Source organism: Actinoplanes hulinensis, from assembly GCF_019429605.1.
GTDB lineage: Bacteria > Actinomycetota > Actinomycetes > Mycobacteriales > Micromonosporaceae > Actinoplanes > Actinoplanes campanulatus.
This window is the reverse complement of record NZ_JAHXZI010000008.1, coordinates 16,894-36,523: the sequence shown is the minus strand read 5'-3', so window position 1 is coordinate 36,523 and position 19,630 is coordinate 16,894. Positions and strand designations below refer to the sequence as shown.

12 protein-coding genes are annotated in these 19,630 nt (G+C 71.2%); 6 read left to right on the top strand and 6 right to left on the bottom strand.

All coding sequences use genetic code 11. The annotated features are described in order from the left end of the window. Nucleotides 1-5: 5 nt before the first annotated feature. Complete coding sequence (locus KZ829_RS16180; RefSeq protein ID WP_220144745.1) at nt 6-1,421, bottom strand: amino acid permease; 1,416 nt, start codon at nt 1,419-1,421, stop codon at nt 6-8. A gap of 292 nt (nt 1,422-1,713) precedes the next feature. Between KZ829_RS16180 and KZ829_RS16175 the strand changes: the two genes are divergently transcribed. Then, on the top strand, nt 1,714-2,043 hold the full coding sequence (locus tag KZ829_RS16175; protein WP_246635740.1) for an STAS domain-containing protein: 330 nt from the start codon (nt 1,714-1,716) through the stop codon (nt 2,041-2,043). Between the two features lie 70 nt (nt 2,044-2,113). Here the strand turns inward: KZ829_RS16175 and KZ829_RS16170 are convergent, their stop codons facing one another. The 3 genes from KZ829_RS16170 to KZ829_RS16160 are packed head-to-tail and all read right to left on the bottom strand — an operon-like array spanning nt 2,114 to nt 6,595. Beyond that, entirely contained in the window at nt 2,114-4,324 is a 2,211-nt protein-coding gene (locus tag KZ829_RS16170) for a glycoside hydrolase family 9 protein (RefSeq protein WP_220144743.1), read from the bottom strand. 32 nt (nt 4,325-4,356) lie between these two features. Further along, nucleotides 4,357-5,595 (bottom strand): ATP-grasp domain-containing protein, encoded by a 1,239-nt coding sequence (locus KZ829_RS16165; RefSeq protein ID WP_220144742.1) that lies wholly within the window; start codon nt 5,593-5,595, stop codon nt 4,357-4,359. A gap of 22 nt (nt 5,596-5,617) precedes the next feature. After that, entirely contained in the window at nt 5,618-6,595 is a 978-nt protein-coding gene (locus KZ829_RS16160) for an alpha/beta hydrolase (protein ID WP_220144741.1), read from the bottom strand. A gap of 120 nt (nt 6,596-6,715) precedes the next feature. On the opposite strand from KZ829_RS16160, the gene KZ829_RS44530 reads away from it, so the two are divergent. The 5 genes from KZ829_RS44530 to KZ829_RS16135 all read left to right on the top strand — a co-directional run bounded on the left by KZ829_RS44530 (nt 6,716) and on the right by KZ829_RS16135 (nt 12,227). Further along, nucleotides 6,716-6,817 (top strand): DUF5990 family protein, encoded by a 102-nt coding sequence (locus KZ829_RS44530; RefSeq protein WP_308285513.1) that lies wholly within the window; start codon nt 6,716-6,718, stop codon nt 6,815-6,817. A 108-nt stretch (nt 6,818-6,925) separates the two neighbouring features. Next, complete coding sequence (locus KZ829_RS16150) at nt 6,926-9,898, top strand: DEAD/DEAH box helicase (RefSeq protein WP_220144740.1); 2,973 nt, start codon at nt 6,926-6,928, stop codon at nt 9,896-9,898. Nucleotides 9,899-9,941: 43 nt separating this feature from the next. Beyond that, a complete protein-coding gene (locus KZ829_RS16145; RefSeq protein WP_220144739.1) occupies nt 9,942-10,097 on the top strand; it encodes a hypothetical protein in 156 nt (51 codons plus the stop codon). Next, nucleotides 10,090-11,232, top strand: coding sequence for an SWIM zinc finger family protein (locus tag KZ829_RS42995; protein WP_246635738.1), 1,143 nt, complete (start codon nt 10,090-10,092; stop codon nt 11,230-11,232). Before KZ829_RS16145 ends, KZ829_RS42995 begins: the two co-directional genes overlap by 8 nt. Before the next feature lie 245 nt (nt 11,233-11,477). After that, a complete protein-coding gene (locus tag KZ829_RS16135) occupies nt 11,478-12,227 on the top strand; it encodes an invasion associated locus B family protein (RefSeq protein ID WP_220144738.1) in 750 nt (249 codons plus the stop codon). Between the two features lie 50 nt (nt 12,228-12,277). Here the strand turns inward: KZ829_RS16135 and KZ829_RS16130 are convergent, their stop codons facing one another. Then, complete coding sequence (locus tag KZ829_RS16130; protein ID WP_220144737.1) at nt 12,278-13,687, bottom strand: SDR family NAD(P)-dependent oxidoreductase; 1,410 nt, start codon at nt 13,685-13,687, stop codon at nt 12,278-12,280. A 255-nt stretch (nt 13,688-13,942) separates the two neighbouring features. Then, nucleotides 13,943-19,621 carry an MMPL family transporter gene (locus KZ829_RS16125; protein WP_308285512.1) on the bottom strand — a complete coding sequence of 1,893 codons (5,679 nt, stop codon included), beginning with the start codon at nt 19,619-19,621 and terminating at the stop codon, nt 13,943-13,945. Nucleotides 19,622-19,630: the final 9 nt, after the last annotated feature.

The following is a 19,630-nucleotide window of genomic DNA, read 5'->3' as shown; positions in this document are numbered from 1 at the left end:
GACGCTCACGATCGGCGCGGTTCGGATCCGCGGAGGCGGGAGTGGCGGTAGCCGTACACGAAGTAGATGAGCAGGCCGACGGCCATCCAGCCGACGAACCGGATCCAGGTGTCCAGCGGCAGGTCGGCCATCAGGTAGACGGCGAAGGCGATGCCGATCAGCGGCAGCACCGGCACCCACGGGACCCGGTACGGGCGGGGCATGTCCGGCCGGGTCCGGCGCAGCACGATCACGCCGATGTTGACCAGGACGAAGGCGAACAGCGTGCCGATGTTGACCAGCTCGACGATGGTGCCCAGCGGGACGAACGCCGCCAGGATCGAGATCGACACACCCAGGATGATCGTCAGCCGCGCCGGAGTCCCGTACCTCTGATTGACCGCGGCCAGGCGCCGGGGCAGCAGGCCGTCGCGGCACATGGCGAAGAAGATCCGGGTCTGGCCGTAGAAGATCACCAGGACCACGCTGGTGATCGCGACCACCGCCCCGAGCGCCAGGACCGCGGCCGCCCAGTTCAGCCCGGCCCCCTGGTCGAGGGCGGCGGCGAGCGGGGCGTCGCTGGCCGACATCTGCTCGGGGGTGGCGATGCCGATCGCGCCGATCACGGTCAGCACGTAGAAGACGGTGCAGACGACCAGCGACCCGATGATGGCCAGCGGCAGGTCGCGCGCCGGGTTGCGGGCCTCCTCGCTGCCGGTCGACACGGCGTCGAACCCGATGTACGCGAAGAAGATGATCGCCGCGGCCGAGGTGATCCCGTCCACGCCGTGCGGCGCGAACGGGGTGAAGTTGCCGGTCCCGAAGTTCGCGAACGCCACCACGATGAAGAACGTCAGCACCAGCAGCTTGATCACGACCATCACGAGGTTCACCCGGAGGCTCTCGGTGACCCCGCGGACCAGCAGGAACGTGATCGCCAGGACGACTACCACGGCCGGCAGGTTGAAGATCCCGCCGTCCTCCGGTGACGCCGCGATCGCCGTCGGCAGGCTCCACCCGAAGGCCGCGTCGAGGAACGCGTTGAGGTTGCCGCCCCAGCCGAGCGCGATCGCGGCCACCGACACCCCGTACTCCAGGATCAGGTCCCAGCCGATGATCCAGGCGACCACCTCGCCCAGGGTGGCGTAGGCGTAGGTGTAGGCGCTGCCGGAGACCGGGATGCTCGACGCCAGCTCGGCGTAGGACAGCGCGGAGAACGCGCACGCCACCGCGGCCAGCACGAACGACAGCACGACGGCCGGGCCGGCGATCCTCGAGCCCTCGCCGATGACCACGAAGATGCCGGTGCCGATGATCGCCCCGACGCCCATCGCGGTGAGATGGCGGACGCTCACCGCCTTCTTGAGCCGGGTGCCCTCCTCGGTGGTGCCGCTGATCAGCGATCCCACGTCACGGGTGGCGAACATGCCGTGCCTGGCCATGGTTGCCTCCTCCCCGGCGGCCCCCGCCGCCGTCGCCCGCCACGGTCGTCCAGGGATCGGCACGCCGCAAGGTCAGATTGACACATCGGACCGCGGACCGGCGCGATGCGCCGAAACCCCCTCCTCCGGTTGCGGATTCTGCGGTTCATGCCGTGGAAAACCCCTTCGGCGTACGCGTTGTGCGCCGTGATCGCGGTCTTGCGCGGCAGCCTGCGAGGGCAGCCGCGAGGGTTGTACGGTGGGGCGAACGGGCAGTTCGCCAGGCTCGGAGGGCACGATGGGCGAGGCCGTGATGACCACGCGGCGACAGGCCGACGGCGCGCTCGTGGTCGAGGTGCGCGGCAGCCTCGACGCGGCCACGGTCGACGGGCTGCGGGGCGTGCTGCTCGAGACCCTCCAACGTGACCGTCCCCGGCTGATGATCGTGGACCTGACGTTCGTCACGTTCATGGACTCGATGGGCATCGGCATGCTGGTCGCCGGCTACGAGGCGGCCCGTGATCTGGGCGCCCGTTTCGTGCTGCGCAACCCGAACGAGTTCGTCCACCGGCAGCTGCGGATCACCGGGCTGACCGGCCTGTTCGGTCTGCCCGCCGAGCCGGTCCAGCCCTACCGCATCTGACCGGGCGCGCACGGTGCCCTCCTCCCGAAGGTCCCTTCCGGCAGCCTGGGGAGGAGGGCGAGCCGGGGACTCAGCAGTCTTCGGCGACGTAGCCGATCAGGTGGGCGAGCGCCGCGTTCCAGTTGATGGTGAGCTCGTTGGTGGACCAGGACTGGATGTCGTCGATGAAGCAGAACTGGCCGGTGCAGCCCTTGAGCAGGTTCTGCGCGACCGGGTCCTGGATCGACGAGTTGGGCCCGCCGGCCAGGGTGCCGGCCGGCGGGTGCGGCAGCGACGGGTCGAGCTGTGCGGCGTACCAGCGGCTGTGCTGGTTCTTCGCGTTGACCTCGCCGTAGCCGGTGACGTAGGACATGTTCAGGGCGTTGCGGCCGAACAGGTAGTCCAGGCCGGTCAGCAGGCCGTCGCGGTACCGGTCCTTCCCGGTGATCCGGTGGGCCGCGGCGATCACCACCAGGTTGTTGGCGATGATGCTGCTGGAGCCCCAGTCCCAGACGTTGTTCGTGGGCGCGTAGCCGACGCCGTACGGGTGCTGCCTCTGGACCGCGAGGTACTCCTCGGCGCCGTTGACGACCTGGGCCTTCACCGTGGACAGGCCGGGCAGCCGGTTCGGGGTGAGGGCGAGATCCATCTTCGCGGCGGCCGCGGTGACCGCCCAGTCGAACGCCACCGGGCCGAACACGTCGGCGGTGTGCTCCGGCGACGCGAGGACGTCGGTCGCGTACCGCTTCTCACCGGTGGTCAGGTACAGCTCGGCGGCCGCCCAGTAGAACTCGTCGGTCACCTTGTCGTCGTTGTAGGGGCCGCCGCCGGTGCCGTCGGACGCGGGGGCGTATAGGGCCGGGTTCGCCTTGGCGGCGTCGTAGGCGGTGCGCGCGGCGGCGAGCGCCCGGGCCGCGAAGGCCGCGTCGAACGGCTTGTAGAGGCGGGCCGCCTGGGCGGCGGTGGCGGCCACGTTCAGGGTCGCCGCGGTGGAGACCGGGTGCAGCTCACGGGGCTGCGGGTCGAGGTGCGGCAGCAGCGGCAGGCCGGTCCACGCCTGGTCGTGGATCTTGTGGTGGACCAGGCCGGCGTTCGGCTTTCCGGCCGGGACCTGCATGCTGAGCAGGAACTCCAGCTCCCAGCGGGCCTCGTCGAGGATGTCCGGGACGCGGTTCCCGCTCTCCGGGATGGTCAGGTTCACCTTGCGGGAGCCCTTGTTGTGCTCGTACTCCGACAGCAGCTCCCAGACCGAGATGCCGCCGTTGACGACGTACTTGCCGTGGTCGCCGGCGTCGTACCAGCCGCCGCGCACGTCCAGCGTGTAGTCGCAGACTCCGGGCTGGCAGGGCACCGCGCCGTCACCCTGGTTCGGGGCGGCGCCGACGTGACCGGCCGGGCGGGCGTACCCCGGTCGCAGGTCGTCACGGATCTCGATGCCGGAGCGCTGGGTGTAGTACAACTTGAGCGCGTCGGTGCGCAGCTGGTCGTACGCCCCGGGTCTGATGTCGAAGGGCCGTGAGGTCTCGCCGTCGGCGGTGAGGGTGAGCCCGGTGGCGTTCTTCCGGAATTTTCCGAAGTCGATCGTGTGCACGTTCTGCCCGGAGGACACGTCGGTGCCGCGGGGCGTCGTGGTTCCGCGGGCGACGACGGTGCCGGCGCCGGTGCGCAGCTCCCAGGGCAGCGCGGTCGTCGAGGCCGTGACCAGGGTGGCGCCCTTCGGGCCGTCCGGCAGGTAGGCGACCTGGTTGACCCGCACGCGCGGCCCGGTGTCCGGCTCGTAGACCTCCGGCGGCACGCCGCCGACCAGCGAGACGTCGTCCACACAGAACCGCCACGGGTCCGGGCTGCCGCCGACCTGGAAGGCGACCTGGCCCTGCGCGGTGCTGGTGCTCGCGGTGAACGTGTACTCGTAGTGGGTGAGGCCGCCGAGGACCGGTGACTGCTCGAAGTAGGTGTCGTAGGGGCTGACCGACAGGCCGGTGATGGCCCGGACCACGTGGCCGGCCGGGTCGCCGGAGGCGTCGAAGCTGAACCGGTACGTCTCCCCGGCGACCAGATCGATGTCGTTCTGCCCGATCGCGGCGTCCCAGCGGTTGGTGGTGCCGCCCGGGACGTCGACGCAGGCCCGGCCGTCGACCAGCTCGATGGTCATGCCGCCGTTGGCCCAGAAGGGGTCGGCGCCGTTGTCGAAACCGCCGTTGACGACCTGTTCGACTTCTTCGGCGTAGGCCGGTGCCGCGGCGCCGGCGATCATGAGTGCGGTGATTGCCGCTATCGTGCGGGAGCGCTCCCATAGATGCATGGACACATATTGGTTGCGTATGTGTTACGGCGTCAACGCCCCTGGTCACGGATCCATGCGTCGATCAGTCCGCCGAAGTGCGCCAGGAACTTCTCGTGCTCGTGCACCGGGTACATGGCGCGGACGGTCTCGCGCAGCAGCGACCGGAACTCGTCGGAGTCGACCCAGTCGTACACGATGCCGTCGATGGTTCCGAGGTGCTTGCCACAGAATTCCTGATATTTCTCTATTTCAAAGTACTCATCGGTGAGTTCCCGATAACCTTCCAGCTTTTCGGTGTACGTCTGGTCCGGATCGTCCGCGATCGCGAAGTATCCGGCCGTGTTCATGTCGAGCCGCGGCCGCCGACCGGTCACCACGCAGTAGACCGTCCACCGCACCAGCGCCGTCATGGCCCACGGGAAGTAGTAGTGCAGCGAGGTCAGCGACACGTCCGGGCAGGCGTTGGCGTAGTCGATCGGGTGCACGTCGCCGCCGCGCACCAGCGACTCGCAACTGTTGAACTCCCACCGGAAGAACGCGTTGATCAGCCGGGAGATCGTCACCACCTCGTCGCCGGCGGCCGCCGACAGGAAGTCGTGGTCCACCTCGTAGCGGGCGTGCATCGGCTGCTCCGGGCGGAACCTCATCACCATCGTCTCCGGGCCGATGCTCAGGCTCCGGGCGAAGACGTCGTAGCCCTCCACCGACGCCTGCAGGTGCATGAGCCGCTCGCCGGACGCGTCGTACGCCGAGTGCAGCTCCTCCTGATCGCGGATCTTCGACACCCCGACCCAGGCGCCCCCGTCGTACGGCTTCATCCACATCGGGTAACCGATCCCGGCCGCCGTCGCCTCCAGGTCGAACGGCCGGTTGTAGCGGGCCGCCGTGTAGGCCCACCGGGAGTTCTCCAGGGGGTTCTTGTACGGCACCAGGACCGTCTCCGGCACCTTCAGCCCGAGCCGCATCATGGCGCAGTAGGCCGCGTGCTTCTCCATCGACTGGAAGGTGAACGGGCTGTTCAACAGGTAGACGTCGTCCATCAGCGCGATCTTCTTGAGCCACTCCCGCGGGTGGTAGTACCAGTACGCCAGACGGTCGATGACCAGGTCGTGCCGTGGCTTGTCGCGCAGGTTGAACGGCTCGATCGTGACGCGTACCGGCCGGGCCCGGTGGGTGCGCCCGTCCGCCGCGGTGACCAGCCCGAGCCGCCGCATCAGCGACTCGTAGGCGCGTGGCCAGTCGTCCTCGGTGCCCAGCAGCATTCCGATGGTGTGCTCGACGTCGGCCACGTCGTCTCCCCTTCTTCTCGAGTCAGTCCGGCCACACCCGTCGCAGGAGATCGGTCAGGTGCGGGTGCAGAGCGTCACGCCATCCGGTCCACGTATGGGCGTCCGGATTCTCCGCGAACGCCACGGGATACCCCTGTTTCCGCAAGAAATCCGCCATGTCCTGGTTGTTGGCCAGATTCTCCTCAGCGGCGCCGCAGGTCAGCGTCACCGGCACGGCCGGGCCGGTGGACGCGGCACGCATCCGGCCGGTGAACCGGACCACCCGCCCCCATCTCGGAAAGCCGGACTCCTGCCGGTCGTACCGGGGCTGGAAATAGCTGCCCGACTGCAGGAACAGGCCCGCGAAACCATCCGGACGCGAGCGCTGGGCGTGCAGCATGGCCAGCGCGCCGAGACTCACCCCGGCGCCGATCACCGGGCCGGCGTCGAGAGCGGCCCTGATCCGCGGCAGGACCCGGCAGCCGAGCAGCGCGGCATAGCCGGGATCGGCGGAGAACCACTCCTCCCGCCGTCGAGCCGGCAGCAGCACCAGGTGAAAGGGCACCGGAGAAGTCGCCGCGAACCGGCCCAGCGCACCCAGCCGGTCGTAGTCGGCGCCGTCGTGCGCCACCAGCACCCGCCCGGCCGCCGCCCGCCCGGCTGTTCTGTCCGGCGACCACACCCGCGCCGCTCCCAGGACCGGAAGCCGCAACCGCCGCCACACCCCGGGCCCCGCCGGCGCGGTCAGCCACTCCGGCTCGGTGTAGCCGGGGCAGCGCAGCTCCAGCGGCCCCTCCTCGCTGCGGCTGCCGTCCGTGTGGACCAGCTCCAGCCGGTACTCCAGCCGCCACAGCGGCGGCCGCTCCCGGCACAGCTCCCAGGTCTTCAGCTCGGGACGATAGGCCAGATCGGCGCGGAACGCCGAGGAGAGCACCCGCACCCCGGCCAGCCGCCGCCGCGGGTCGCGATAGCGGAACCGCAGCAGGGCGCCGTCACACCACGCCCCGCCGGCACCCTCCATGAACGCACACTAGCGCCGCGTGACGTCACCCGCTCGGCGTTGCTCACGGTGATCGGTGGTCCCGCTTTCCCAACCCCGTTCTCCGGTACGGGCTACAGGTCCGACCGTGCCCGCAGCGGCGTGCCGAGGGTGCTGGTCGGCCGCCTGGGCCTGACCGATGTCGACGGTGGGCCGCTCTGCGCCCGGGTCCGCCCACCGGTGATCACCTGGACCGTGGAGTGACGTCGGCTCGCCGCCGCCTGGACCGTGGAGTGACGCTGGTTACGCCGCGCGTGCCGGGGGCGTCTCCGGGGCCCGGAAGTGTCAGAGGGGCGGCCTAGAGTCGGCGGCATGAGCGAGGTGGTCCGCGCGGGCGCGGCCGGGGTTCGGGTCCTGCACGGGCTCCTCCGGCCGGATGGGGCGCTGGCCCTCTGGGGTGAGGACGGCACGGCCGCGGGTCACGGCGCCGCCGGGCGCGGGGCGGCGCCGGAGCATCCGTTCGCGGTGCCGTCCGCCGAGCTGCCGGCCGGTGACGGCGGCACGGCCACGATGGTGCTGCCCTCGACCGGCGCCGGGCCGCTGGCCTCGCCGCATCTCGGGCTGCCACCACGCCGGGGCACACCACGGGCCCGGCAGTGGCGGGTGCCGCTGGCGGTGGTGCCGTTCCTCGACGTCGATCTGGTGGCCGAGTTCGAGGGCCGGGCCGCGCCCTCGGTGGAGTGGCTGGTCGAGCTGTGCGGGTTCGCGGCGAGCCTGGTCCGGCGGGGGCGGGTGCTCCCGGTCGTCCGGATCGAGGGCCCACGTCCCTCGGCCCGCTGGCAGCCGGTGCTGTCCGGCGCCGACGCGGTCCGCCGTTCCGCGCTGCTCAACCGGATGCCACCGGCCTGCCGTGCCGAGCGGCCGGAGACCGGCGGCGACCCCTTCGCGGTGGCGCTGGAGCGGCTGGTGGACGGGCTCGTGCGGACCCGGCTGGCCGAGGCCGGGGTCACCCTGGCCGACTACGGCTGGCTCGCCGCACTGACCGGGGAGCCGGAGTTCGACGCCACCCCGGCGCTCGCCGACGAGCTGGCCGGGCGGCTCGGCGCCTGGTTCGAGCAGGCCGCGCGCGGCGCCGAGGTGCGGGTCTGCTTCCGGTTGAGCGATCCCCGCGAGCACGAGCCGGTGATGCCCGACGAGGTGCCGCTGCCGGAGGACGCGTGGCGTCTCGAGTTCCTGCTCCAGGCGGTCGACGAGCCGAGCGTGCTGGTGCCGGCCGCCCAGGTCTGGCGGGACCGGTCGGCCCCGCTGCGCCGCTGGACCTCGCAGCCGCAGGAGCGGCTGCTCGCCGGCCTGGGCCGGGCCGCCCGGCTCTACCCCGACCTGGCCGAGGCGCTGCGCGGTGTCCACCCGGGCGAGATGCTGCTCGACACCGAGGGCGCCCACCGCTTCCTGAGTCACGCCGCGGTGCTGGAGGAGGCGGGTTACGGCATTCTCCTGCCCGCCTGGTGGCGCCGCCGGCCGAGCCTCGGGCTGTCCCTGGAGGTGCGCGGCCGCGACCCGGTCTCGCAGGTGCTGCGCGACCGTGCGGTCGGGCTGCGGGAGCTGGTCGACTACCGCTGGGGCCTGGCGCTCGGCGGCCGCACCCTCACCGAGGACGACCTGGCCGACCTGGCGAAGGCCAAGGTGCCGCTGGTCCGGCTCCGCGGCCGGTGGGTCTTCCTGGACCCGGCGCGGCTGGCCGCCGGGCTGGCGTTCCTGAAACGGGGCGGCGGGCGGATGACCGCGGGCGACGCGCTGCGGGTGATGCGCCTGCTGCCGCCCGAGGATCTGCCGCTGCCGGTGACCGACGCGCGCGGCGAGGGCTGGCTGGCCGACCTGCTCACCGGCCGGCTCGACCAGCGGCTCGAGGTGCTCGATCCGCCGGACGGTCTGGTGGGGACGCTCCGGCCGTACCAGGTGCGCGGTTTCTCCTGGCTGGCCTTCCTCGACTCGCTGGGGCTCGGCGCCTGCCTGGCCGACGACATGGGCCTCGGCAAGACCGTGCAGCTGCTGGCGCTGCTGCTGCACCACCGGGCGGGGCCGGCGCTGCTGATCTGCCCGCTGTCGGTGCTGGGCAACTGGCAGCGTGAGGCGGCCCGGTTCGCGCCCGGTCTGCGGGTGCGGGTGCTGCACGGCGCCGACCGGGAGGAGCCGGCCGTCCTGGCCGCCGGGGCCGACATCGTGCTCACCACCTACGCGACAGCCGTCCGCGACGCCGACGCGCTGGCCGCCGTCTCGTGGGATCGGGTGGTGCTCGACGAGGCACAGCACATCAAGAACAGCGGGGGAGCGACGGCCCGCGCCGTGCGCCGCTTCCCGGCCCGCAACCGGATCGCGCTGACCGGCACCCCGGTGGAGAACCGGCTGGCCGAGCTCTGGTCGATTCTCGACTTCGCCAATCCGGGCCTGCTGGCGTCGGCGCACACGTTCCGGGCCCGGTTCGCGGTCCCCATCGAGCGCTACGCGGACGAGGACGCCGCGGCCCGCCTGCGCCAGGCGACCCGGCCGTTCCTGCTCCGGCGGACCAAGGCGGATCACGGCATCGCCGCCGACCTGCCCACCAAACGGCACGTCCGGCACCTCTGCGGGATGACCACCGAACAGGTCAGCCTCTACCGCGCGGTCCTCGACGACCTGCTGGAGCGGCTCGCCGAACCTGGCGAGAAGTGGCGCAAGGGCCTGGTGCTGGCCGCCATGACGAAACTCAAACAGGCGTGTGTGCACCCGGCGCTGCTGCTCAAGGACAACTCGCCGCTGGCCGGCCGTTCCGGCAAGGTCGACCGGCTGGAGGAGATCGTCGACCACGCGCTCGGCGCCGGCGAGAGCCTGCTGTGCTTCACCCAGTTCGCCCGGTTCGGCGCGATGCTCACCCCGCATCTGGCGGCCCGGTTCGGGGTGCCGGTGCGCTACCTGCACGGCGGCACGCCGCGGGGCGCCCGGGACGCCATGGTCGCCGAGTTCCAGCGGGCCGACCGGCCGGGAGTGTTCGTGCTGTCGCTGAAGGCGGGCGGCACCGGGCTCAACCTGACCGCCGCCAACCACGTGGTGCATGTGGACCGTTGGTGGAACCCGGCGACCGAGACCCAGGCGTCCGACCGCGCGTTCCGCATCGGCCAGCGACGTGACGTCCATGTGCACACGCTGGTCTGCCTCGGCACCCTGGAGGAGCGGATCGACCGTGTGCTGGCCGACAAGGGAGTCCTGGCCGAGCGCGTGGTCGGGGCCGGCGAGGGGTGGTTGAGCGCGCTCTCCACTCAGGACCTGCGCGACCTGTTCGCCCTGGCCCCGGAGGCGATCGTTGACTGAGCTCAGGTGTGGTGACCCGGTCGTCCTTACTCCGGAGGCGTTCGTGACCGACCTCAGGTGTGGCGACCTGGTCGTCCTTACTCCGGAGGAGTTCGTGACCGACCTCAGGTGTGGCGACCTGGTCGTCCTTACTCCGGAGGAGTTCGTGACCGACCTCAGGTGTGGCTTTCCGTCGCGGGTGGAGGTGTTCGGTGGCTGAGTTTCCGTTGGCCTTCCTCGGCATGTTCGAGGCCCTGCGGATGGGGCCGACCTTCGCTCGTGGGCGCCGTGACGAGCGGGCCGGGCACGTGCGCAGCCTCACCGTCTCCGGCAGCCTGGTCGTCGCACTGGTTCGCGGGCCGGACGATCCGGTCGCCTTCCGGGCCCGGATCGCGGTCCGTGCCTTCGGAGCGTCCGAGTGGGCACGGGTGGAGACGGCGCTGGTCGCCGAGGCGCGGTTCGTGGCCGATCTCCTCGACGGGCGGATGCCCGGCGGGATCGAGGCCGTCTTCGCCGAGACCGGGCTGAGCCTGTTGCCGCTGTCGCTCGACGAGGTGGCGATGGACTGCACGTGCGAGCGCTGGCCGATGCCGTGCGCCCACCTGGCCGCCACCTGCTATGCCCTGGCCCGCGCCTTCGAGGCCGATCCGTTCGAGGTGTTCACCTGGCGGGGCCGGCCACGCGACGAACTCCTGATGCGCTTGCGGCGGCTGCGCGAGGCGGCGGCCGTCGACGCGATCGGTCCCGGCGCGGCCGCGCGCGAAGGCTCGGCAGGTCTCGCCGGGGCGGGCGCTCCCGTCCCGGCCGGCGGTGCGGCGGGCGCGGCCAGCGGTGCGGCGGGCATCTTCGACCCGGTCGGCGGTGCGGCCGGTTCCGGTTCGGACGGTGGTGCGGCGAGTGGCTTCGGCTCGGCCGCCAGTCGGGCGAAGGGTTCCGATGTGGCCGGAAGTGCGGCGGCGGTCTGGGCCGCGGCCGCCGATCCGGTTGCCTTCTGGGGGCGGACAGATCCTGGCGAAGCCGGATCGGTGGCTGAGCCGAGTGGGCGAGAGCCGGGCGGGCATGGATCTGGTGGGCCTGGGCCGGGTGGGCGTGGGCCGGGTGGGCCTGGGCCGGGTGGGCGTGGGCCGGATAGGACCGGGGCGGGTGGGCGTGGGTTCGATGGGCCCGGGGCGAGTGGGCGAGGGGTGAGTGGAGCGGGGACAGGAGAGCGGGATGGTGGCCTGCGGCCGGATGCTCTTCTCGATCAGTTGGATGCTCCGGGGCTTGCCCATCATGGCCGCGCGATTGTCGAGGTGCTGCGTCCCGCCTACCGTGCACTGCCTGATGGAGACGGTGCCGATTTTGTTACCTTATGACCGTTTTATCGTCATCGGCGCGACGTTTCAGAACCGCCGCCAAGTGAGCGTGCGGGCTGCCTCGAAAACAGCATTTCCGCTGGTCAGCTGTTCTTTTTGAGCTAAACGCAATCGTTCCGTTACTGCCTTTACGGCCACTCTCCGGGTCGGCCAAACGGCCGACATTCCGGTAAACGCCAGATTCCTCTCGGGGCCCCATGATGAGCTACGGACGTCATGGCGATTTGTCCTGAAAAGGTGTGACAATGAAAAACGCAAAGCGGATGTTGGCTCTAGCGGGCATGACCCTGGCGGCCGGTGCGATGCTCGGAATCGCGCCCGCCCAGGCGGCGCCCGGCGCCGACCAGTCGCCCAGCTCCAAGACCGTGACGAGCGGCTGGGGCGTGGACTGGAACGTGGGCTGGGACGACGATTATGTCGTCGGTGTCTACAACAACCCGTGGGCGTGCCGCAACGCAGGTGCCTGGGTCTCCCGGGCCGGCGCGTGGGGGAACTTCGACTGCGTACCGGCGTGGGATGTCCGTTGGGGCCGGATCTGGGTCCTCCAGGTCCAGAGGGACTACTGGTCCTGGAACCGCTGGAACGGATGGCAAGGCAACTGGCCGTACCGCCCGAACTACCTGTACGGGAACACTTACAACATCGGGGTCGGCGGCTACGACAACCCGTTCCGTAACCGCGTCGGGTTCAGGTACGGCCACGGTGTGAACGGGCTCGGCTGGGGCGCCGGCCTGAACGGGTTCAGGTACGGCAACGGCCTCGGCTATGGCAACGGCGTCGGGTACGGGTACGACGTGGACGTGGACGTGGATGTCGACAGGGTCGGCCCGTGGTACAAGGCTGGCAAGATCGACAAGTCGGTTAAGTCTGACAAGGTCTACAAGTCGAACAAGTACGACAAGCAAGACAAGGCATACAAGGCACACAAGGCACACGACAAGCACATGAGCCCGCTGGGTGCACTGAACCTCAAGGACCAGCACAAGATCAAGTGATCACGCGAACGGGCCGCACCATCTCGAGGTGCGGCCCGTTCGGCGTACCCTCACCAGGCGACCGGCGCGTAGTCCTTCAAGAAGCAGCCGTACACGTCCTCGCCACGCTCACCGCGGATGATGGGGTCGTACACCCGGGCCGCGCCGTCGACCAGGTCGAGCGGGGCGTGGAAGCCCTCCTCGTGCAGCCGCATCTTCGTCGGATGCGGGCGCTCGTCGGTGATCCAGCCGGTGTCGACGCTGGTCATCAGAATCCCGTCGGCGAACAGGTCGTCCGCGCTGGTCCGGGTCAGCATGTTCAGCGCGGCCTTCGCCATGTTGGTGTGCGGATGCCCGGCGCCCTTGTAGCCGCGGGCGAAGATCCCCTCCATGGCGGAGACGTTCACCACGTACCGCCTCGGGAACTTCGACGCCGTCATCGCCGGGCGCAGCCTGCTCACCAGGATGAACGGCGCCGTCACGTTGCAGAGCTGCACCTCCAGCAACTCCAGCGGGTCGACCTCGTGCACCCGGTCGCTCCAGCTGTTCGTCGGCGTGGTGTCCGGCACCAGGCCGCCCGCGTCGATCGCCACCGAGCGGGCCGTCAGCGCCATCTCGGTGATCTGCTGAGGCGTCAACTCGGTCACGCCGGAGGTCAGAGCGGCCGCCGGGGACGCGCCCGCTGTGCCGAAATACTCCAGCTCCGGCAGGCTCCCGCCGGGCAGTGCCTCGGCCTCGGCGGCGGCGATCGCCGCATAGGAGCCGGCCGTACGCCGTACCGTCTGGGCCGCGTTGTTGATCAGAATGTCCAGCGGCCCGCGTGACGCCACCGACTCGGCCAGACCCACCACCTGGGCCGGGTCCCGCAGATCGATGCCCACCACCCGAAGCCGGTGCAGCCAGTCCGCGCTGTCCGGCATCGCCGTGAAACGGCGGACCGCGTCATGCGGGAACCGCGTCGTGATCGTCAGATCCGCGCCGTCGCGCAGCAGGCGCAGCGCGATGTACATGCCGATCTTGGCCCGCCCGCCGGTGAGCAGCGCCGTCCGCCCGGTCAGGTCGGCACGGGCGTCCCGCTTCGCGTGGTTCGTCTCCGCGCACTGCGGGCAGAGCTGGTGATAGAACGCGTCCACCACGGTGAACCGCTGCTTGCAGACGTAACAGCCGCGCGCCTGCTTCAGCACACCCGCCGTGGCGCCGCGCACCGTGCTGCGCAGCGGAATGCCCGCCGTCTCGTCGTCGATCCGCCCCGGCGCCCCGGTGGCCGTCGCCTCCGTCACCGCCCGGTCGCTGGCCAGCACCGCCTGCCGGCGATCGCGCCGCCGCTGCAACTTCACCGTCTTGAACAGTCCGGCGGTCGCCCGCCGCACGGTCACCGCGTCCGGGTGGTCCGGCGACAACGCCTCCACCTCGGCCAGGACCGCGAGACACACCGCGAGCCGGTCCGGATCCACACTGACGGCGCCCGGGTCTCCGGTCATTCCTACGTCCCCCTCTGGTTCCTACCCGCACGCACTGTACTTACCGGCGCTCCTATCGGCCGACGGTGGCATCCATGCGAGCACTCTTCGGTCAGTGGTACGGCGTTCACCGCCCGCGGCAGACACCCGCCGTTCGTTTCGCGCCGTGGTTGATTTGTCCGGCTGGCCCTCAGAGGTGTATCAACGGCGTTGAGACACCTCTCACGACCAGCTCGGCAAGATCAGGCCGTTTGCCGGCCGGGAACTGCCCGTGGGTCAGGACGGACTCGATGCGGAACCAGGCTCCGGCTCCTCGGCGACAGCCTCCCGAGCGGGCCGCGCCGGGCCCGGGTGGTCGGCCAGCGAAGCCGGACGGCGGGTCTGCCGATCGTACGGATGCTCGCCCGAACCGGCGACCCAGGCCGGGCCCGCGTTCGCCGGACGGCGTCCGACCCCGCCGTTGTCGGAGAGGTGATCCGCCAGCGTGGCCGGGCGCCCGGCCCCGCGAAGCCGGTCGTCGAGCGTCTCCGGCCGGCGTCCCACCGGCTGACCGTCCTCACTCCACACAGCGGCCGGCAGGTCGTCGAGCGTCCGCGGCCGGCGACCCTGCCTGGGGATTACCGGGCTGACCGGCTCCGTGATGACCGCGGGAGTCTCGCTGACCGTTTCTGTGACGGCTGCGGGGGTCTCGCCGGCCGGCTCGGCGATGATCGCTGCGCTGCCGTTCGCCGTGACGGGTTCGAGGGTCACCGGTTCCGCTGCCGGTTCGTCGGTCACCTCGGCGTCCCCGGCCTCCGCGGCCGGGAGATCGTCGAGCACTGCATCCTGATCAGCGAAAGTCGCGGCCGCCTCATCCGTCACCGCGCCTCCATCGGCTGTCGTTTCCGCGGTTGTCACGCTCGGCCGGGCGGGTTCGACGTCCGTGTACTCCTCGACCAGCGCGGTCGGCTCATCGAACTGTTCGTCGGCGTGCGGCACGGTAGCGGTGGGCTGCTCCGGGGTGATGGTCGTTTCGGTCCCCTCCGCGACGGCGGGTTCAGCCTGTGCAGGAATCGCCTCGTCGCTGACCACGCCTGCTGCGACGTCGGACCCGTCGCTGTGGCGGACCGCCTCTGCCTCGTCGATCTCCTCGGCGATCGGTTCCGTCGCAGACCGGGGTTCGTCTGTCGGTTCCGCCGCCGATTCGGGTTCAGTGACCTGTTCCGTCGTCGGCTCGGGTTCGGTGATCGGATCCGCGACGGTCAGCGGCTCGTGGTCCGCCTGCGGGCTCTCCGTCACGGGTTCGGGCGTCTGCTGACCAGCAACGTCGGCCGCTGTGGGCTCCGCGAGGCGGTCTTCGGACGTCGCCCGTTCGGTCTCCGCCGCGGGGGGCTCGGCGTTCGTGGGAACGGCGCCTTCCTCAGCTTCCCGGTTCGCGTCGGTGGCTTCGGGCCGCACGACTCCCGCCCCCACAGCATCGGGGAGATCCCGGGGCCTCGACGCGGTGTCGTCCGTTTCACGTGAATATTCGGTGCTATCCCGGTCTGTAGCCGGGGCGGTGGCGTTGGCGGCTTGCGCGGGTTCAGTCGAGAGACCGGCCTTGGTATCCCGGCCGGGCTCGTCGTCGGGGTTCTGACCGGGCTCTCCGGCATCCCAGCCAAGGTCTCCGGCAGCCCGGCTGGGGTCTCCGGCGTTCCAACTGGGGTCTTCGGCGTTCCAACTGGGGTCTTCGGAGGAAGGGCTCGTCGAGGCCGTGTCCGGGCCGCCGGCGGGGGGCGGGGTGGTGACCTCGGTGTCCGGAGTTCCGCTCGACGTGGTGGTCAGCCACTCGTCGAGGGCTTCCGGGCGGCGTGCACCGGTCGTGGGCAGGTCGCCGAGAGACTGCGGGCGAGAGGTGGCCAGCCAGTCGTCGAGAGTCTGCGGTCGTCGCTGCCCGGTCCTGTCAGCGAGTGGGTGAGGAAGCGTGGCATCCGGCCGGGACGTGGACCCGTAGCCATCCATGCCCGAACTACCCGAAGCGGCACCGAACTCGGCGGCACCGCTGGTCTCCACCACCCCGGAAGCCGCGGCGGCTTCGGCCGTAGCCGAGGCCTGGACGGCGATGTCGCCGGGTGTCGTGGGCGTGGTGTGGCCGGTGGGGGCACCGCTCGGTTCGGTGGGGCGGACCAGCCAGGAGAAGGACTCGGAACCCGGCGCGGCGAGGTTGGCCAGCCTCGGATCGGCACGCCACGAGAACGGGTCCAGTGCCGGGGCCTCGGTGGCGGTGACGGGTGCCGTCGCGCTCTGGAGGGGAGCGACGTCCGGGGTCTGGGCGAACGTTTCGGTCGTCGGCTCGGTCGCCGCCTCGCCGAACACCGGTGTCTCGTCCTGAATGTCCGACTCGGCCGAGACCGTCTCCTCGGTGGATTCCTCCATCGAGGTCGGCAGCTGAATGACCTGGGTCGCCGAGATGTCGGCCTCGTCGGCCTCGTCGGCCTCGTCCGGCTCGTTGGGCTCGTCGGCCTCGTCCGGCTCGTTGGGCTGGGTGGGCTGGGTGGGCAGGTGCGTGGCCGAGACCCCGAACTCGTCGAAGGTCGGTTCCAGGACGGGGACCTCGACGTTCGCGGCCTCCGCTCCGGCGGCCAGGGTTGCCTCGACCTCGGCCCAGATGGCGTCGGAGTCGACCGGCTCGAGAGCGGCGCCGTCGTCGAGGGAGGGTGCCAGCTCGGCGGGTTCCAGTTCGCCGGACGCGATGCGGGAGAGGTCCGCGGACAGCGGGTCGGTCGGAGTGAGGGCGTCCTCGACGGCCGCGAAGGTGATCGGCTCCTCGGTCAGCTCGGGCGACTCGCCGCCGCCGCTGAGGACCGGGAGATCCTCGACCCCGTGCAGGTCATCCCCGGTCGATGCCGCGGCGCCACCATCGGCGATCGAGCCCTCCGCCGGCTCGGCCGGGCCACCGACGACCGCGGCGCCGTCGAACGAGTGGGCGCCGTCGAACGAGTGGGCGTCGTCGACCGAGGCGTCGGCGGACAAGAAGGCGTCGCTGGCCGAAAGGGCGCCATCGGCCACGGGGTCGCCGAGCAAGAGGGCGTCGTCTACCGAGGCGTCGGCGGACGAGAGGGCATCGGCGGACGAGAAAATGTCGCCGGGCGAAGCGGACGGGAAGGCGTCGCCGGGCGAAGCGGACGAGAAGGCGTCGCCGGGCGAAGGTGCGTCGTCGACCGCGGGGTCATCGGATGAGAGGGCGTCGTTGACCGCGGGGCCGTCGAACGAGAAGGCGCCCTCGGCCGCGGGGCCGGCGGACGAGAGGGCGTCGACCGCGGCGTCGTCGGGCGAAAGGGCATCGTCGACCGTGGGGCCGCCGAGCGAGTGGGCGCCCTCGACCACGGGGTCGCCGGAGGAAGGGCCCCCGCCGACCGCGGCGCCGTCGAACGAGTGGGCGTCGTCGACCGAGGCGGCAGCGGACAAAAAGGCATCATCGGGTGAAACGGCGTCATCGACCACAGTGCCGTCGGACGAAACGGCGTCACCGATTACAGCGCCGTCGGACGGAGGGGCGTCGTCGGCCACAGCGCCGTCGGGCGGAGACACGTCGTCGACCGCGGCGCCGTCGGACGGCGGAGTGCCGCCCGCCGGACCGTCGGCGGGCGGGGCGGACGGTTCCGCGTTCGGGGACGATTCGCCGGGCGTACCGGTGATGGTGGAAAGGGCGACGGTCGTCGAGCCCGGCAGCGGGAAGTCGAAGGGCGCGGTCCCGTTCTCCTTCTCGGAGATGTATTCGAGGAACGCCTCGTAGTCGAGGACCATGCCCTCGGGCGAGGCGGCAGCGGGCAGCGCCGCCTGCGCGGGCGCGGCTGGCAGCGCCCGGCTGACCACGGTGCCGTCGAGGGCCGGCGGCCGGTAGGCATGACGCCCGGTAGGTTCCTCCTCGCCCGCGTATTCGGCGAGCCCGGCCCGTTCCTGGAGACGCCGCAGCGGTCCCGGCGCCCACCACGAGGCGTCGCCGAGCAGGGCGAGCACGGACGGCACGAGCAGCACCCGGACGACGGTGGCGTCCAGCACCAGGGCGATGATCATGCCGACGCCGATGAAGCGCATGGTGCTGACCGACGACAGTGAGAACGCGCCGGTGACGACGATGAGCAGCAGGGCGGCCGCGCTGATCACCCGGCCGGTACGGGTGAGGCCGATGGTGACCGCCTCGTCGGTGGTGGCGCCGCGCAGCCGGGCCTCGACCATCCGGGAGAGCAGGAACACCTCGTAGTCGGTGGAGAGGCCGAACACGACGGCGGCCATCAGTACGACGATGCCGGCTTCCAGCGAGGTCGGTGTGACGTCGAGCAGGGACGCCCCGTGCCCCTCCTGGAAGATCAACACGAGGACGCCGAACGTGGCGGTGAGGCTGAGCGCGCTCATCACGACCGCCTTGATCGGCAGCAGGATCGAGCCGAAGGCCAGGAACATCAGCACGAGCGTCGCGCCGACCAGCAGGGCGATCATGACGGGCAGCTCGTCCGCGATGGCGGCGAGGCTGTCGACGTTGCGGGCCGTGACGCCGCCGACGAGTGTCTCGGCGCCGGCCGGTGCGGGGAGGGCGCGCAGGTCCTCGACGGCCTGCCGGGCCTCGGTGCTGAACGAGTCGGTGCTGTCGAGGTCGGCGGTGAGCACCACGACGTCCTCGCCGTTGCCGCCGGTCGCGGTCACCTCGGTGACGCCGGCGACCTTTCCGGCCGCGTCGGTGAAGGCCTCGACGTCCGGTTTCGCACCGTTCGCGGATCGGACGACGACCTGTACGCCGTCCGCGCTGAACTGCGGATAGTCGGCCTTGAGCGTCTCCACCGCGACCCGGGACGGGTCCCCGGCGGGCAGCTGACGCTCGTCGTTCTCGCCGAAGCGGGCGTCCGTGATCGGCCACGCCAGGACCAGAAGGGCGATCAGGATGGGTACGGCGACGAGCACCGGCCGGCGCAGCACCCATTGGGCGAGCCGTTGCCAGCCGCCGGTGCCGGTGCGGGCCGCGAACGGAAGGCGCACCGGGAGCCAGTCGACGCGCGGCCCGAGGACGGCGAGCAGCGCCGGCAGCAGGGTGAGCGACAGCAGCATGGCGAGGAAGACGGCGGCGAGCCCGCCGTACGCGAGGCTCTTGAGGAAGCCCTGCGGGAACAGCAGCAGCCCGGCGAGGGCGGTCATCAGCAGGGTGGCGGAGAACACCACGGTACGGCCGGCGGTGGCCACGGTCCGGCGGACGGCCTCGGCGGTGGGGTGGTCGGCCTGCTCCTCACGGAACCGGCCGACCATGAACAGCCCGTAGTCGATCGCCATGCCGAGACCGAGGAGGCTGGCCACGTTGACGGCGAACGAGTTGACCTCGTGGTTGAGCGCGACCAGGTGCAGCACGCCCAGCGAGCCGAGGACCGCGCAGCCGCCGACCAGCACCGGCAGCGAGGCGGCGACCAGCGAGCCGAAGATGACCAGCAGCAGGATGAGGACGATGGGCAGCGACACCATCTCGGCGAAGGCCAGGTCCTCGGTCGAGCGCTCGGACGAGGCGTGCGCGAGCGGGATGCCGCCGCCGAGCTGCACGTGCGCCCCGGGCACCGCGAACGAGTCCTCGATCTCGGCGTACGACTCCATCTTCGCGGCGTCGTCGGAGCCGACCAGGCTGACCACCGCGACGCCGCTGGACTTGTCCTCGGCGGCGAAGGCCGGCGCCTTCTGGTCCCAGTACGACGTCTGGGTGGTGACGGCCGACTTCGGCAGCGCGGCGAGCCGGTCCTTGATCCGTTTGCCGAGCGTGGGGTCGTCGATCGTGCCCTGGTCCGGCGTGTAGATGGCGATGACGTCGCCGCTCTGGCCCTTCGTGGCGGCGGCGACCACCTCGGCGGCGCGGGCCGACTCACTGCTCGGGTCGTTGTACCCGCCCTCGGTGAGCTGACCGAACACGCCGAAGCCCCACACACCCGCGCCGAGCACCGCGACGAGCGCGACGATCAGCACCGGCCAACG